The sequence below is a fragment of the Salinimicrobium sediminilitoris genome (genome assembly GCF_020866905.1).
GTDB classification, from domain to species: domain Bacteria; phylum Bacteroidota; class Bacteroidia; order Flavobacteriales; family Flavobacteriaceae; genus Salinimicrobium; species Salinimicrobium sediminilitoris.
Genome location: NZ_JAIVCC010000005.1, coordinates 81177 through 97233, shown reverse-complemented (window position 1 = coordinate 97233; position 16057 = coordinate 81177). Strand labels below are relative to the sequence as shown.

The 16057-nt window shown below is 41.9% G+C and carries 13 protein-coding genes; 5 read left to right on the top strand and 8 right to left on the bottom strand.

Going from position 1 to position 16057, the window contains the following annotated elements; translation table 11 throughout:
- The first annotated feature begins 89 nt into the window (after positions 1 to 89).
- Together LA313_RS05520 and LA313_RS05515 are read left to right on the top strand one after the other, a co-directional pair.
- The gene (locus LA313_RS05520; RefSeq protein ID WP_228913679.1) at positions 90 to 1736 is read left to right on the top strand and encodes an Ig-like domain-containing protein; all 1647 of its coding nucleotides are present in this window, start codon (positions 90 to 92) and stop codon (positions 1734 to 1736) included.
- An 84-nt stretch (positions 1737 to 1820) separates the two neighbouring features.
- Positions 1821 to 2258 carry a hypothetical protein gene (locus LA313_RS05515; protein WP_228913678.1) on the top strand — a complete coding sequence of 146 codons (438 nt, stop codon included), beginning with the start codon at positions 1821 to 1823 and terminating at the stop codon, positions 2256 to 2258.
- Here the strand turns inward: LA313_RS05515 and LA313_RS05510 are convergent.
- Positions 2255 to 3316, bottom strand: a complete 1062-nt coding sequence (locus LA313_RS05510; protein WP_333473549.1) for an endonuclease/exonuclease/phosphatase family protein — start codon at positions 3314 to 3316, stop codon at positions 2255 to 2257. The two genes, LA313_RS05515 and LA313_RS05510, sit on opposite strands and share 4 nt — an antisense overlap.
- A 94-nt stretch (positions 3317 to 3410) precedes the next feature.
- Here LA313_RS05510 and LA313_RS05505 point away from each other — a divergent pair, with 94 nt between their 5' ends.
- A complete protein-coding gene (locus LA313_RS05505; protein WP_228913677.1) occupies positions 3411 to 6212 on the top strand; it encodes a TonB-dependent receptor in 2802 nt (933 codons plus the stop codon).
- 5 nt (positions 6213 to 6217) lie between these two features.
- On the top strand, positions 6218 to 7609 hold the full coding sequence (locus tag LA313_RS05500; RefSeq protein ID WP_228913676.1) for a DUF5689 domain-containing protein: 1392 nt from the start codon (positions 6218 to 6220) through the stop codon (positions 7607 to 7609).
- Between the two features lie 22 nt (positions 7610 to 7631).
- Here LA313_RS05500 and LA313_RS05495 read toward each other — a convergent pair whose 3' ends face one another.
- Entirely contained in the window at positions 7632 to 9809 is a 2178-nt protein-coding gene (locus LA313_RS05495; RefSeq protein ID WP_228913675.1) for a S9 family peptidase, read from the bottom strand.
- A gap of 216 nt (positions 9810 to 10025) precedes the next feature.
- Between LA313_RS05495 and LA313_RS05490 the strand changes: the two genes are divergently transcribed.
- Positions 10026 to 11579, top strand: a complete 1554-nt coding sequence (locus LA313_RS05490) for an NAD(P)/FAD-dependent oxidoreductase (protein ID WP_228913674.1) — start codon at positions 10026 to 10028, stop codon at positions 11577 to 11579.
- 207 nt (positions 11580 to 11786) lie between these two features.
- On the opposite strand, the gene LA313_RS05485 is transcribed toward LA313_RS05490, so the two are convergent.
- The 6 genes from LA313_RS05485 to LA313_RS05460 form a co-directional block, all read right to left on the bottom strand.
- Positions 11787 to 12512 carry a hypothetical protein gene (locus LA313_RS05485; protein WP_228913673.1) on the bottom strand — a complete coding sequence of 242 codons (726 nt, stop codon included), beginning with the start codon at positions 12510 to 12512 and terminating at the stop codon, positions 11787 to 11789.
- A gap of 42 nt (positions 12513 to 12554) precedes the next feature.
- Positions 12555 to 13778 (bottom strand): GTPase HflX, encoded by a 1224-nt coding sequence (hflX, locus tag LA313_RS05480; RefSeq protein ID WP_228913672.1) that lies wholly within the window; start codon positions 13776 to 13778, stop codon positions 12555 to 12557.
- A 127-nt stretch (positions 13779 to 13905) separates the two neighbouring features.
- Positions 13906 to 14802, bottom strand: coding sequence for a DUF3078 domain-containing protein (locus LA313_RS05475; protein ID WP_228913671.1), 897 nt, complete (start codon positions 14800 to 14802; stop codon positions 13906 to 13908).
- 2 nt (positions 14803 to 14804) lie between these two features.
- Entirely contained in the window at positions 14805 to 15308 is a 504-nt protein-coding gene (locus LA313_RS05470) for a DUF2480 family protein (protein ID WP_228913670.1), read from the bottom strand.
- 27 nt (positions 15309 to 15335) lie between these two features.
- Positions 15336 to 15659 carry an SUF system Fe-S cluster assembly protein gene (locus LA313_RS05465; RefSeq protein WP_228913669.1) on the bottom strand — a complete coding sequence of 108 codons (324 nt, stop codon included), beginning with the start codon at positions 15657 to 15659 and terminating at the stop codon, positions 15336 to 15338.
- Position 15660: 1 nt separating this feature from the next.
- A complete protein-coding gene (locus LA313_RS05460; protein WP_228914448.1) occupies positions 15661 to 16038 on the bottom strand; it encodes a SufE family protein in 378 nt (125 codons plus the stop codon).
- Positions 16039 to 16057: the final 19 nt, after the last annotated feature.

Genomic DNA, 16057 nt, shown 5'->3' with positions numbered 1-16057 from the left:
AATGATGTAACACAAAAACCTCTTATCTTGTATAAGAGGTTTTTGTATTTATTAATGAGCCATTTTAGGCTAAAATTAAAATTAACGGAATGAAAGAAATGAACAAATTTCTGTTTTTGTCTTTTTTGCTATTGGTGCTAGGTTGCAGCACAGAAGATGATGGTGGTGGGGGAGTTACCCCTCCTGTTGAACCCCCTGTAGAAGAATTGCCTGTGGCAGTTAATGATGAATTTTCCACCGTAGAGAATACTTCTCTAAAGATCAGTGGACTAATGGATAATGATACGGTCTTTGACTATGCACGTATCACCCAGATCGACAGCGAAACAGAAGCTGGAGGCGAAATAACAGAAAATAATGATGGGTCCTATACCTATACTCCGCCTCAGGACTTTATGGGAGAAGATTCCTTTGAATATACTATTTGTGATAATGCTACTACCCAAAACTGTTCTACAGCTACGGTTAATATTAATATTACCGCTTCATCTCCTACAGCCGTAGACGATACTTATCAAACGCAGGAGGAAAAGATACTAAAGATCATTAATCACCTCTCGAACGATGATGTGGCAGACAATGCTGAAGTTACTTCTATAGGAGTTGAAGGGACTAGTGGAACAGTTGTTCTGGAAGATGACGGTGATATCCTGTACACCCCGGCAAATGGTTTTGTTGGAGAAGATAGCTTTACGTATAACCTTTGTGATGATGATGAAGAACCAACCTGTTCTACTGCAACCATTACAGTAACAGTTGTAGATGAAGGGTCACCTGTAGCAAAAAATGATGAGGTAGTAGTGGAAGTGGGAGCTACAGGAGTTGTATTCTCCAATCTCCTGGACAATGACGATTTAATTGATGACGCTGTTCTTACTTCAATTGATGCAACCGGCAGTAAGGGATCTGTAGTTCTTAACGATGATGGTACAATTACCTATGGTACAACAACAGGTTTGGAAGGAGAGGATAGTTTCACATACACAATTTGTGATGACGACGAAACTGCAACCTGTTCTACGGCAACTGTTCGGGTTCTGATTGTTCAGCCGATTGCACTAAATATTCCGGCGGAATTGCAGGATTATTATTCCGGGGCTACTCTTTCTCAGGATCCGGTTCTTTTAAAAACAGAACTTGCCGAACTCACAGAAGAGAAACATGTGAACAAGCTTGAATACTACATGCGTCACGACTACCTTTATGATGCAGATGCAAGTTTTTCAGATCCCGAATACGTTGTTTTGATGTATACCGGGGAATTGAGACATTGGACAGAATATCAGGAAGGAGATGTTAGTGAAGGAGAGACTTTTAATACCGAGCATATCTATCCACAGTCTAAATTAGCTTCAGCAGAAGCAAAGAACGATATGCACCACATGAGAGTTTCGGATATAGAAATTAATGAAACCAGGTCCAATTACCCCTTCACAGATGGAAGTGGGGAAGCAAAACTGGTAAATGAGAACAGCTGGTATCCAGGTGATGAATGGAAGGGTGATGTCGCTCGCATGGTATTGTATGTCCACCTTAAGTATGAGGAACCTTTTGCTGATGTTGGAACTCTTCAAATGTTCCTGGAATGGAACGCTGAAGATCCAGTATCTGCTTTTGAAATGCAGCGGCAGGAAATCATAGAGGGAGCACAGGGTAACCGAAACCCTTTCATTGATAATCCATACTTCGCTACCTTAATCTGGGATGGCCCCGTGGCAGAAAATCTATGGGATTAATTCTATAAAAAAATGAACCCGTCTCCTTTCCCGGGAGGCGGGTTTTTTATGCAAAAAACCTATCTTTACCCAAAACCAATTATTATGTACGAAACCGTTTCTTTTATCCACTCCTGGTGGGCATACCTGGTCCTCCTGGTCCTAATCATTGCAACAGTAAATTTCATCATCGGTATTACCTCAAAGAAGGAATATGGGGCGACAGATTTTCGCCTGGCGTTGTTTGGATTGATCGTATCACATATTCAATTGCTCATTGGCCTGGTGCTGTATTTTGTTTCCCCTTATTTTAAAGCTTTTGGGCAAGTGGGAATGGGAGAAGTCATGGGAGATTCAACGTTGCGCCTTTACCTGGTGGAACATCCTCTTATGATGATCATCGCGATCATATTGATAACTATTGGTTATTCCAAACATAAGAACAAGCGCCTTTCAACATCAAAGTTTAAAACCCTTGGGATATTTTATGGATTGGGACTTGTATTTGTTCTCTCAAGAATTCCGTGGTCGGCCTGGTTCTAATCTAAATCTCTGGTAAGAAGAATATAAACAGGAAAATGATCACTAAAACCACCTGTAAAACCTGAACTACCAAAACTGCGGAAAGGATAATTCTTATAAGCTCCTGTAGAGGTAACCAAGAATGGCGGATTAAATATAAAGGCCCTGAAAAATGTAAATTTTGAAGGGTCTTTTTCTATTAATGGTTTTGATACCAGGATCTGGTCGAACAAATTCCACTGGTCACGATAAGCCGATGTTCCCGAACCCTTTGAAGCAATTACAGCAAAAGGATTGTATAGGTCCTGAAAATCAACCTGTTCTTTTTGGCCCTTTGCTCCAAGCACTTTTTTGAGACTCTTATTCCCTGGATCATCATTAAAATCTCCCATATTGATAATACGGGCATAGGGATCCTTTCTCTGTAACGAATCAATGATCTTTCTATTCAGCTTTGCTGCATTTTCTCTTTTGTAGCTACTGGATTTTTCACCACCACTGCGTGAGGGCCAGTGATTAACAATAACATGAATTTCCTCCCCCTCTAAAAAACCACTTACTACTAGTTGGTCCCGGGTGTAATCTCTTTTTGAAGTATTCACCCGGTCGTAAAGCAAAAGAGAATGGGTAGAAGTGTTCTGCACTACAAATATCTCCGGTCTATACAAAAGGGCCACGTCTATTCCTCTTTCATCTGGGGAATCAGAATGAATTATTTGATAGCCATAAGGTGCTAAAAGAGGCATTTTAATGAGGTCTTCAAGCACCTGGAGGTTCTCTACCTCACAAAGCCCCAAAAGTGCAGGAGGGGTTTCTATTCCTGGTTTGCCTATATGGTTTATGACCTTCGAAAGATTTTCAAGTTTTTTGAAATACAATTCTTCTGTCCACCTGTTTTTTCCGGTGGGAGTGAATTCCTCATCAAAAATTAACGGGTCATCATAAATATCGAACAGGTTCTCAACATTGTAAAAGGCAACACTCACCACCCTGTAATCTTTCTTCTCCTGTGCGGAAGAAGCAAAAAAGATGCTCGGAAAAAAGAGCACAATGAGAAAACTGAGAAATATTTTAATCACTTGAAATTTAATTTGTTAAATATTTTAAGAGGGGGTCTAAAGATAAAATAATAAATGTATTATTGCGCCCTAATTGCCTCCCCTGTAATGAATTATGAAAATATTTTCTTTTGGGAGGATTTTATTTCCTTTAATTTTATTTTCGGTTTCTGCTGCTTTTAGCCAGAGCCTTTCGGGTGTTGTGATTGACAAGGTGTCGGGAAAACCGATATATGGTGTTTCTGTCCGGCTTTCTAATACTACACTGGAAGAATTTACTGATCCCGGCGGAATCTTCGTCTTTTCTGAATCCCTTCCGCAGGGAGAGCAGATCCTTACCCTCTCCAAAAATGGCTTTTTTGATAAACATTTTCCTGTAAAGATCTTTTCCGAAGACATTGACCTGGGAGAGATTGTTCTGAAACCCAACCTGCCCGAAATGCAGCGGCAAACCGAAATTATTTCACTGGCCGATCATGAACTGGATGAGGATGGAGGTTTTGCAAATATTTCGGGTCTCTTACAGGCTTCAAAAGATGTGTTTCTAAATGCTGCAGCTTTTGATTTTAGTCCCACTTTTTTCAGGCCGCGTGGCTACGATAGTGAGTATGGAAAAGTGTTGATAAACGGTGTGGAAATGAATAAGATCTTCAATGGAAGACCTTTATGGAGCAACTGGGGAGGTTTAAATGATGTACAGAGGAACCAGGAATTTTCTAATAGCACCACGCCTTCAGATGTTTCCTTCGGCGGTCCCGCAGGTACAACTAATATCATTATGAGAGCCACCAAATATCAAAACGGAGGCAAATTTTCCTATGCTATGGCAAATCGATCCTATTCCGGGAGAGCAATGGGTAGCTATCACAGTGGTTTACTTCCTTCAGGCTGGGCTTATTCTTTGTCGCTTTCAAGAAGGTATGCAAAACAAAGTTACGTCGAAGGAAGTATTTATGATGCCAATTCCTTTTTCGTTTCAGTTGAAAAAAAGTTCAATGATTCACACAGCTTGAATTTTACCGGGTTTTACACACCGAATGAAAGGGGGAAGAATTCTCCTAATACTCAGGAGGTGTATGAATTGAAGGGCCACAGGTATAATTCTTACTGGGGCTGGCAGGACGGGGAAATTAGGAACTCGAGAATAAAAGTTGTTGAAGAGCCTGTTCTAATGCTCAATTATTATTGGGATCCTTCCGAAGATTTAGAAATTAGTTCCAGCGTAGCTTATCAATTTGGGAAGACAGGGAATAGCAGGATCGATTATGGAGGTAGCCGCTTGTATGAGACAGACTCTCAAACTATTTTCATGGGTGGCGGCAGTAATCCGGATCCTGCATATTACCAGAACCTTCCATCCTACTACCTCAGGTCCGAAAACAGTCCCGATTTTAGGGGAGCTTACCTGGCCAAACAGGATTTTCGCGATAATGGGCAATTGAACTGGGAGGAGCTGTACCTGGCCAATGAAGCAGCTGCAACTATAGGTGGCAACGCTATTTATGCATTGTATGAGGACAGGACAGATGACCGGCAGCTTACCGCGGGATCCAATTTCAGGTATACCGTATCTTCACATGTGGTAGTTTCGGGAGCTCTGAATTTTCGGCAGCTTAAAAGTGAAAATTTTGCATCGGTCCTCGATCTTTTTGGAGCTGCATCTTTTCTTGATGTGGATTCTTTTTCAGAAGGTATTCAAGCTCAAAATGATCTTCAAAACCAAAACAAATTAGTAGCCGAAAATGACATTTTTAAGTACCACTATGGGCTTAATGCTACCAACGGGGGAGGATTTCTTCAGGCGGAATTCAGGTATAATAAAATAGAAGCTTATATGGCTGGCCAGGGTTCTGCCATATCATACCAGCGAACCGGCTACTTTCAAAATGGAAATTTCCCCGATAATTCTCTAGGGGAAAGCGACCCGGTAAACTTTGGGGATTATGGTGCAAAGGCAGGTCTTACCTATAAGATCACCGGCAGACATTACCTCACTACCAATTTGGCGGGTTTTACAAAACCACCGACGCTTCGCAACAGCTTCTCCAATGCACGACAGAATAATGATGTTGTTATTGGCCTGAATAATGAAAAAATCTTTACCGCCGATGCCGGGTATACCATTCGGGCACCATTCCTTACAGGGAGAATAACAGGTTTTTACGGCACTTTTGATGATGCAACCGAGGTTTCCTTCTATTATGCCGATGGTCTCGCGGGATCTGGAAGAGAGGTTACCAATGCCTTTGTTCAGGAAATAATGACCGGAATCGATAAAAGACATATTGGACTGGAGTTTGGATTTGAAATCCCGCTCACGAGTACATTAAAGCTGCGAACTGCCGGCTCTGTTGGAGATTATATCTTCAATAGTGATCCTGAAGTTTATTTAACCTCCGATGATTTTACCGAGGTTAGGCACATGGGGAAAGCAGCTCTTAAAGATTACCGGCTTTCCGGTGGCCCGCAGCAGGCAGTCCAGGCTGGATTTGAATACAGGGACCCGGATTACTGGTGGATCTCAGCTTCTGCAAATTTCTTTTCAAAAACATTCATTGATGTGGCGCCCCTCCCCAGAACCCGGAATTTTAAAACAGATGTGGACGGCTTTCCTTTTGTAGACTATGATGAAATTATTGCCCAAAGCCTTTTGCGACAGGAGGAATTTGAAAGCTACATGCTGGTAAATATTGTAGGCGGGAAATCATGGAAACTGAAAAACAGATTTGTAGGTTTTTTTGGCAGCTTAAACAACATACTCGATTCTACTTATAAAACCGGTGGCTATGAACAATCCCGAAATGTTAACTATGCCCTTCTAAAGGCCGATATGGAAAGAGAGCAGCCTGTTTTTGGATCAAAATACTGGTTTGGACCCGGTACCACCTATTATGCCCATGTTTACTATAGATTCTGAAAAAAATGAAGAAAATTTTGCCCTTTTTGAGCCTGATAATTTTGGCTTCCTGTGCACCCGAAGATGATCATTCAGCACCTGAGGAAACCCGGGATCTAGCTGTAGAAACCAATATGGACCTTCCTGCGGTATTGGGACTGCATTTTCAAAATCCGGAGAGATTAGTGACTTTTGATAAGGACCTGGTCCTTGAGGCTTATGTAGTGTCCAGTGACGAGGCTGGTAATTTTTATAAGGAAATGGTGGTGCAGGATAAACCCCACAATCCAACTGCAGGAATAAATATAAAACTCAACATGGCTTCTTATTACCAGTTTTTCAACTTCGGAAGAAAAATTCATATTAACCTAAAAGGGCTTAGTGTGGGCCAGGTAAATGGGGTGGCGGCCTTAGGGGTGGCCGAAGGAAATCAAATAGTGAATATTCCGCAGTCGAGTGTATCACATCACATCTACAGAAGTTCTGAAGTAGTTGAAATCACTCCAAAGATCATCCAGGCTTCAGAATTTAATGACGGGCTGGAAAATCTTTTTGTGAAGATCAACGATGTTCAATTCAATAAGCTTTTAACCATTCCTGAAAAACCTGCAACCTATGCGGCCGAAGAGAATGATGAGTTTGACGGGGAAAGGCTGGTGGAGAGCTGCACGGGAGATTTTCCATTTATCCTTAGCACCAGTACTTATGCCGATTTTGCAGCTTTGAAACTGCCTATGGGTTCGGGAAATGTTAGCGGAATTTTAACACGTGACTTTTATGATGAATTCTATACGATATACGTGAACTATCCGGGAGATATAGAACTGAGTACAAATTTAAGATGTGACCCAAAAGTAACCGACTGTGGCCTGGCTTCTCAAATTGGAGACAAAATCTTATTTGAGGATGACTTTAGCTCTCAAAAGAACAACAAACCGGTTGAAGGCAAAGGCTGGAAAAATATCATTCAGGAGGGTTCCCGCCCATGGGAAGCCTATACCGCAAAAGGAGCAAATGCTTCTCTGGGACGATCGGCCAGGATGAGACCTTCAGGTTCGGGAGATGCGCGCAGTCTTAGCTGGTTGATCACTCCAAAGATAAATTTTGATACCAATAGCGGGGAGGCACTTAGCTTTAAAACCTCTACCAGTTTAGCCAATGGCAGTTTTATGGAAGTACTGATTTCGACCGACTGGGATGGAGTGGAGGAAAATATTTTAAAGGCAGAATGGAATATACTTTCTGCCGCCTATATTGCACAAAGCAATGACTTCTTTGGCGACTGGATCTCTTCCGGCCTTGTGGACCTTTCCTGCATAGCCGGCAAAGGTTATATAGCCTTCCGGTACACCGGTAGCGATCATACCTACTACAATGGGGTTTATGAACTGGATGATGTAATAGTTTCTGCAGATTAATTCTGCAGAAACTATTCAAAAATTAATCTTCTATCATGTCTTCCAGCTTCAGCAGGAAAGCGTATTCGAGAGCTGTTTCTTTGTAGCGTTCAAATCTTCCGGAAGCACCGCCGTGACCTGCTTCCATATTGGTATCCAGTAAAAGCAGGTTGTCATCTGTCTTTTTATCCCTTAATTTGGCAACCCATTTTGCAGGTTCCCAATACTGTACCTGTGAATCGAATAAGCCCGTCGTAACCAGCATGTGAGGATAATCTTGTTCAGCAACATTGTCGTAGGGAGAGTAGGATAGCATATAGTCGTAACTCTTCTTGTTCTTTGGATTTCCCCATTCATCAAATTCATTGGTGGTGAGAGGAATGGTTTCATCCATCATGGTTGAGATTACATCTACAAAAGGGACACCGGCTATAACACCATTGAACTTTTCGGGAGCCATGTTGACTACCGCTCCCATTAGAAGGCCACCGGCACTGCCGCCCTTGGCGTAAAGATGTTCTGGAGAAGTGTAGTTATTCTCTATAAGATGCTCCGCCACGTCAATAAAATCGGTGAAAGTATTTTTCTTCTTGAACATTTTACCTTCCTCGTACCATTCCCGGCCCATATCCTGACCTCCACGCACATGCGCAGTGGCAAAGATGAATCCGCGGTCCAGCAGGCTTAAAATTGCGGAGTTGAAGAAAGGATCCATAGATGACCCGTAAGACCCGTAAGCATACAATAACAGAGGAGTATCATCACTCTTTTCGGTGGTTTTTTTGTAGACCACAGTAACAGGAACCTGAGCTTCATCCCTTGCTTCAGCAAAGAATCTCTCGGTTACATAATCTTCGGGATCATGGCCTCCCACAACTTCCTGTACTTTTAAGACATCCTTCTCTCCTGTTTCCATATTGTATTCTACGGTTGAAAGAGGCGTGGTAAAAGAGGAATACATATAGCGTAGTTTGTTGGTCTCAAACTCAGGGTTAACTGAAAAGAAAGCTACATATGCCGGCTCATCAAATTTAAGATAGTGCTCTTCTCCTGTTTCCTGATCAATTACCCGTATTTGAGTTAAAGCATTTCCTCTTTCATTGACCACTAGGTAATTTTCAAAAACCTCGATATCCTGCAGGAGAACATTTTCGCGGTGAGGAATTACCTCCTCCCAGTTTTCTTTAGCCGTATTGTCTTCTGGAGTTTCCATGAGCCTGAAGTTCTTTGCATCAAGATTGGTCACCACGTAGAATTTATCTTTGTAATGTTCAATATCATATTCCAGGTCTTCTTCACGAGGTGTGAATTGTTGAAAATTTCCGTCAGGATCATCGGCTTTAAGAATATAATGATCGTTGGCAAGAGTACTGCGCGTGTTGATGATCACATATTCACCAGACTTTGATTTGTCGACCCCAATGTAAAAAGAAGGATCATTTTCTTCATATACCACATCATCCTGAGCATTTTCCTCTCCCAGGGTATGTCTTAGAATTTTTTCTGAAAGCAGGGAAACCTTATTCTTGGTTGTATAGAAATACGTCTTGTTATCGTTTGCCCAGGCACCGCTGCCCGTGGTGTTATCCAGCTTGTCACTCAACATTTCCCCGGTCTCCAGGTTCAGGAATTGAATGTGGTAGACCCGGCGGCTAAGTGTGTCTTCTCCGAAAGCCAGAATTTTATTGTCAGGACTTACCTCCAGGCCGCCAACTGCATAATAATCGTGGCCTTTAGCTCTTTCATTGGCATTGATAAGGATCTCTTCTTTTGCATCCATACTTCCCTTTTTGCGGGCGTAAATAGGATATTCCTTGCCTTCTTCGTACCTGGTATAATACCAGTAGCCATTCTTGAAATAAGGTACAGACTCATCTGTTTGTTTGATGCGGCCCACGATCTCATTAAAAAGTTTTTCCTGCAGCTGCTCGGTATCTGCCATTACCTTTTCGGTATAAGTATTTTCAGCATTTAGGTAGGCCAGTACCTTCTGAGTTTGCTCATCGGGTCGTTCGGCTATTTTCTGTTCATCTGTAAGACGCATCCAGAAGTAAGGATCTGTACGGGTGTGGCCGTGAATACTTAGAACTGAATCCTTCTGCATCACATCCGGCGCTTCGGGATAATTTGAAGCCGAAACTTCTTTTTGAACAATGACCTGCGCGAAAAGACCTTGATAGCCTACAAAAAGGAACAGGAATAACAATTGTATATTTTTCATATCAATAAAATTTATAGAGTGAAGAGAGGTTCCTGCTGCTAATTTGCAAATTTATTTTCAGTTTCTTACAAATTTTGCTGAAATTGGATAGAAATGGATATTTTAAAAACTTTTCTTTTCTGAAGAATTTTATCCTCTAAATATATTGAGGCTTTTTTCTGAAGCTATTAATTAAGAAGGCTTTAATCTTATATTTGCACCCGCTAATAATTATCCATGCAACAAGAATTTTCTTTCCAGGTATCTCCTGAAACTGCCGGAAATCCCGAAGCCGTAAAACATTTTGTATCCAGGCAGTATGGACTTCCTATATATGAGATCACCCATGTGGAGATTTTAAAGAGAAGTATTGATGCACGGCAAAGAAACATTAAGGTGAACCTGAAGGTCCAGGTATACCTGCAGGAAGATTTTGAGGAAAAGAAGATCACCACTCCCGAATATAAAAATGTTTCTAATGCCGAAGAGATAATAATAGTTGGGGCAGGACCTGCCGGACTCTTTGCTGCTTTACGCTGTATTGAACTGGGCAAGAAACCAATTGTATTAGAGAGGGGAAAGGATGTTCGCGCCCGCCGCAGGGATCTCAAAAAGTTAAATATTGAACACGTCGTAAATGAGGATTCCAATTACTGTTTTGGAGAGGGTGGTGCAGGCACTTATTCTGATGGTAAGCTTTACACCAGGAGCAAGAAAAGGGGAGACGTAAATCGCATTTTAGAGCTGCTGGTTGCCTTTGGAGCGACAAATCAAATCCTGGTGGAGGCACACCCGCATATTGGCACCAATAAGTTACCTGCAATTATTCAGGATATCACCAAAACTATTATAGATCACGGCGGAGAAGTGCTTTTTAATTCCCGTGTTACAGATATCCTTCTGCAAAGTGAAGAAATTGAGGGAGTAGTATTGATGGATGGCAGGAAAATAGTTGCCAAAAAACTCATTTTAGCCACCGGTCATTCTGCCAGGGATATTTTCACACTGCTTTACAACAAAAAGATCTTTATTGAAGCCAAACCTTTTGCTCTGGGAGTAAGAGTAGAACATCCACAGGCTTTGATAGACCAAATTCAATATCACACCGCAAAAAGGGGAGAGTTTTTACCTCCCTCTTCATACAGTATAGTAAAACAGGTGAAGGGCAGGGGAGTATATTCCTTCTGCATGTGCCCCGGCGGAATTATAGCACCCTGTGCGACTTCCCCCGGAGAGATCGTTACTAATGGATGGTCGCCCAGTAAAAGGGATCAGGCGACTGCCAACTCGGGAATTGTGGTGGAAATAAAACCTTCAGATTTTGCCATTTTTGGAGACTCTCCGTTGGCAGCTCTGAAGTTTCAGCAGGAAGTGGAGAAAAAGGCGTGGATAGCCGGCGGAAAAACTCAGACAGCACCCGCTCAACGGTTGGTTGATTTCAGCAGCGGAAGAATTTCTTCTTCTCTACCCGAGACTTCTTATAAGCCTGGGATCGCTTCAGTTGAACTGGGAGAGGTATTGCCGGGATTCGTGTATGAAAGCCTTCAGAAGGGATTTATAGAGTTTGGGAAGAGCATGAAGGGATATTTTACTAATGAAGCTGTTGTGCATGCGACCGAATCAAGAACGTCTTCCCCGGTGAGAATCCCAAGAGATAGGGAAACCCTGGAACATTTTCAGATCAAAGGTCTTTATCCCTGTGGGGAAGGGGCAGGATATGCAGGCGGAATTGTTTCAGCAGCTATCGACGGAGAGAAATGTGCTGAAAAAGCTGTTTTGGCGATGGGATAAAAAAGGAACCTAGAGCCAAGATGCAAGAGTCAAGACTAAAAGTGGACCTGCCTTGTTTTTGGTTATCACATTTAGGTCTGGAAAATTTCTTTATAGATTTCGGCCACAGGTGTGATAATTGATAATAAAGCCTATCTCATCGGTTTTTTATCTGTCTTGGCTCTTGGTTCTTGTAGCGCAGCGGTCACAGAACTTATTAAAAATTTACTACTTATAAGCCTCAGCATAAGGGGACCAGATCTCATAGATAGGATTCCCTTTAGAACTTTTTCCCCTGTGATGCCATTCACCATTTTTCACTTCGTAATCAAAGTCGAGGCTTGCTCCCACGCGATTGTCGTCTCTTGAGAAGAATTCTATGTTTTCAATGTATTTTCCTTCCTCTGCTGTATAAGTGCCACCGCCGGTTCCAAAGAATTCGCCGGTATCGGAATTAAATGCCACCCATTGAAACCTGTCGCCTCCCAGGATCTTAATGGTTCTCCTAGCTCCGGGTGTACTGCGACTCATCTCCCCGTCTCTTTGTCTTCCTGTGATCACCCAGTTTCCGGAAAGATCATTATTTTTCTTTGAAATGCGTTTCCAGGTTGAAGTTGTACCATCTTCGGCTGTAAGAATCAGCATATTTTGACGAATTTCAACAGGCTCAAAAGTGCGGGTTTTCCCAAGGTTATTTGTGTCCGCTGTATCAAAGTCGTAGGTCTCATTGTAGGAATCACCCATGGTGTATTCACCTCCAAGAGCACTAATAAATTTATTGGTTTCGGTTTCACGGGTGCCCTGGGCAAAATAGCCATCCATGTAGATCCTTACTGTCTCCCGATCATTAACAGGTTGATCGTTAATTTCCATGACTTGCCACGAACCCTCCAGGTCCTGGGCAGTTGCCATTGCAAAAAACAATAGCATTGATGAAAGAATCAGGTTTTTCATATTAAGTAATTTAGCTTCTCTAAATTACTTATTTTTCATAAATTATTCTTCTTCGTCAGTGTAGGTGTCGTACTCGGGATAAAGAAAATTATTATAAGGAAATCGTGTAACGTGTATCTCGCGAACTGCTTCATACACTTTCTTACGGAATTCCTCCAAATTCTCTTTATTGAGTGCAGAAATGAAGAGTACATCGTCACCCAAACGGTTCATCCAGGTGTTTTCCCATTCGGCTAAAGTGTTATGGGAGCTGGTTTTTTCGGTCATTAGGTCGTCCTCTTCGATCTTTTCGGCTTCATAAGCGTCAATCTTATTGAAAACCATAAGGACAGGTTTTTCGGCACTTTTGATCTCAGCCAGGATCTGGTTTACAGAAGCAATATGATCCTCGAATTGGGGATGCGAAATATCTACTACGTGCAGCAAGAGATCGGCTTCCCTTACTTCGTCCAGTGTTGATTTAAAGGATTCGACCAATTGTGTTGGCAATTTCCTAATAAATCCTACAGTATCTGTAAGCAGGAAAGGCAGGTTTCTTATCACCACTTTACGCACTGTCGTATCCAGAGTCGCAAAAAGTTTATTTTCAGCAAAGACTTTACTCTTGCTTATCACGTTCATCAAAGTAGACTTCCCAACGTTGGTATACCCAACTAAAGCTACTCTCACCAGCTGGCCACGGTTGCCCCGTTGAACTTCCATCTGCTTGTCAATAGTTTCAAGCTTTTTCTTTAAAAGAGCGATCTTATCACGAACAATACGTCTATCGGTTTCAATCTCTGTTTCCCCGGGTCCTCTCATTCCAATACCCCCACGTTGACGCTCGAGGTGGGTCCACATCCCTGCGAGACGGGGTAGTAAATATTGGTATTGAGCCAGTTCTACCTGCGTACGTGCGTAACTGGTTGTGGCACGCTGGGCGAAGATGTCCAGGATAAGATTGGTCCTGTCCAATACCTTACAGTGAAGGATCTTTTCTATGTTTTTCTGCTGGGCAGGGGAAAGTTCATCATCAAAAATTGCAGTCCCAATTTCATGTTCTGAAACATAGGCCCGCACTTCTTCCATCTTTCCAGAACCAATAAAAGTTTTTGGATCTGGACGCTCCATTTTTTGGGTGTAGCGTTTAACAACTTCTCCTCCTGCGGTGTAGGTTAAAAACTCCAGTTCGTCGAGATATTCTTCGAGCTTTTCTTCATTCTGCTCCCGGGTGACGATCCCGATTAAAACTACCTTTTCGTATTCTAAATCGTTTTTCTCTAACATAAAAGATTGGCTATACCAACAAAGTTACATAAATATGCGCTACAAGTACAGGCATGATCAAAACTGCCGTCTTAAACATTAGCCAAAATTGGATCCTGAGATTGATGAGCTTTTGTTCCTGAAGAAATTAAAAATTGTAAGTCACTGCGGCACCAAAAACCTCTCTAATCTGGAAAGCCCCTACAGTATTATCATCGTAGATCGCCTGGAAAATAAGGTTGGCAGAAAGGAATTTGTTGATACTCATATTGATATTCATTAGGTAATCAATATCAACGTTTCCGGGGGTATCCAGATAATTTGAATAAAGACTAAGAGTGTTTTCCAAAGTGACGTTTTCGACTAGTTTGAATTTTCCATATCCCGTGAAAGAGGCACCAAATTCAAACCGCATGGTTTCTCCTTTATCAACTCCGTAATAACTTCCATCTACATAGCCCGCGGCATTGGTGAAATCCCCATCTACAAAAATAAACCGCGAAGTTGCAGGTGCTATATTAAAATGCAGATCATCGTTTTTATGCCATCCAATACCGGGTCCTGCTTTTAAATAGGCCGGGGAGAAAAAATGGGAAGTTTCGGTGCGGGTGATCTCTCCTGTTTCGGGGTTTTCAGAAAAAACATATCCGCTGTCAAACTGCGACTGGAAATGTGCGAAAAATGAATAGAACCAATTGGTTTCTTTGATCTGTTTTCCCACAATAGAATTTATTTCGAACCTGTCATTGGTCTTTCTTATAAATTCATCGGTCTTTACCTTTGTAAGTCCGTAGGTTGCCCAGACTTTGTTATCCCAGGTAATATCATCCATTAAATAATTGAAGCTGTAATCAAAAGTGAGATTTCCGGCAAGACTGGAGGTTCCTCCTCCGGCCCACTCTTTATTAAAAGCTGACTGGTTAAACAGGAGTTGAATATTCCCTTCTGTAGTCCATCCTTCCTGCTGTTCTTCGGCCTCCTCTTTCTCCTGGGCATTGGCAAAAAATCCGATAAAAATAAAAACTGAAAGTAAAATTCTCTTCATATTTATTTTTTATAAAGTGGAACAGAAGAACAGGCTTCACCATACATAATGCTTCTGGCGACCGGCTGAAGTTTTGATATTAAGTGAAGATAGGCATTTTGAGGAACAGGTCTCCTGGAACAGCCTTTAATAATAACCGGTGCGCCTTCATATTTTGTCACGTCCAATTCCTGTAAAATTTCAGTGTAGAGTACGGTTTCCAGCATTTCAAGGTCGCCAACCACAACTTTTTTAGCAACAGGGGCTAAATAAGTGTTTAGCAGCATATAAGCCCACCCGGGAATAATGGCGTCACTTGAGCAGGTTAGAGCCATATATTTACCCTCAAACCGGGCCCAGTCATATGCTTTAGCAGTCGCCCTAAAGTCTTTTTCCCTAAGAACAAAACCTTCCAAAAGCCAGTCCTTTATGTCGAAAACCACGCGTTCGCCTACAGGATAATAATCTTCCAGGTCAATAGTAACTAGTTTACTGTTGGCTATTCGGTTTACAATTTCTTCGGCCATAAAAGTTGTTAGGAAATTATTGTTTAATTAAAGCATTCCAAGTTCAAGCTTTGCTTCTTCACTCATAAGGTCCTGGGTCCAGGGGGGATCAAAAGTGATCTCAACTTCACAATCCTTTACCTCATTCATGGATTTAACCCTTTCCTCAACTTCCATGGGTAGCGATTCGGCTACGGGGCAGTTTGGAGTTGTAAGAGTCATAAGGATCTTGATCTCGTTGTCCTCGTTTACCATAACGTCATAGATCAATCCAAGTTCGTATATATCAACAGGGATTTCGGGATCATAAATGGTTTTTAAAACCGTTACGATTTTTTCTCCCAAAACTTCTGAATTCTGTGCGTGTTCCATTTTAATTCAATTGCGTTTGATATGCCACAGCATACATTTTTAACTGCTTGATCATGCTTACAAGACCATTGGCACGGGTAGGTGACAAGTGTTCCTTTAATCCTATTTCATCAATAAAAGCTGTGTCGGCATCTATGATGTCTTTTGGATGTTGATTAGAGTAGGCTCGAATAAGTATAGCAATAATTCCTTTGGTTATTATTGCATCACTGTCTGCCGTAAAGACCAACCGGTCCCCTTCGAGTTCGGCATGAACCCACACTTTACTCTGGCAACCCTTTATCAGGTTTTCTTCTGTCTTGTACTTTTCTTCTATAAGCGGAAGTGACTTTCCAAGTTCTATCATATGTTCATACCGCTGCATCCAGTCGTCAAACATTTCGAACTCATCAACAATC

What these genes read in the sequence shown, in the direction of transcription:
- LA313_RS05520 (WP_228913679.1), top strand. Translation starts at nt 90, where the DNA reads ATGAAAGAAATGAACAAATTTCTGTTTTTGTCTTTTTTGCTATTGGTG.
- LA313_RS05515 (WP_228913678.1), top strand. Translation starts at nt 1,821, where the DNA reads ATGTACGAAACCGTTTCTTTTATCCACTCCTGGTGGGCATACCTGGTC.
- LA313_RS05505 (WP_228913677.1), top strand. Translation starts at nt 3,411, where the DNA reads ATGAAAATATTTTCTTTTGGGAGGATTTTATTTCCTTTAATTTTATTT.
- LA313_RS05500 (WP_228913676.1), top strand. Translation starts at nt 6,218, where the DNA reads ATGAAGAAAATTTTGCCCTTTTTGAGCCTGATAATTTTGGCTTCCTGT.
- LA313_RS05495 (WP_228913675.1), bottom strand. Translation starts at nt 9,809, where the DNA reads ATGAAAAATATACAATTGTTATTCCTGTTCCTTTTTGTAGGCTATCAA.
- LA313_RS05490 (WP_228913674.1), top strand. Translation starts at nt 10,026, where the DNA reads ATGCAACAAGAATTTTCTTTCCAGGTATCTCCTGAAACTGCCGGAAAT.
- LA313_RS05485 (WP_228913673.1), bottom strand. Translation starts at nt 12,512, where the DNA reads ATGAAAAACCTGATTCTTTCATCAATGCTATTGTTTTTTGCAATGGCA.
- hflX (WP_228913672.1), bottom strand. Translation starts at nt 13,778, where the DNA reads ATGTTAGAGAAAAACGATTTAGAATACGAAAAGGTAGTTTTAATCGGG.
- LA313_RS05475 (WP_228913671.1), bottom strand. Translation starts at nt 14,802, where the DNA reads ATGAAGAGAATTTTACTTTCAGTTTTTATTTTTATCGGATTTTTTGCC.
- LA313_RS05470 (WP_228913670.1), bottom strand. Translation starts at nt 15,308, where the DNA reads ATGGCCGAAGAAATTGTAAACCGAATAGCCAACAGTAAACTAGTTACT.
- LA313_RS05465 (WP_228913669.1), bottom strand. Translation starts at nt 15,659, where the DNA reads ATGGAACACGCACAGAATTCAGAAGTTTTGGGAGAAAAAATCGTAACG.
- LA313_RS05460 (WP_228914448.1), bottom strand. Translation starts at nt 16,038, where the DNA reads ATGTTTGACGACTGGATGCAGCGGTATGAACATATGATAGAACTTGGA.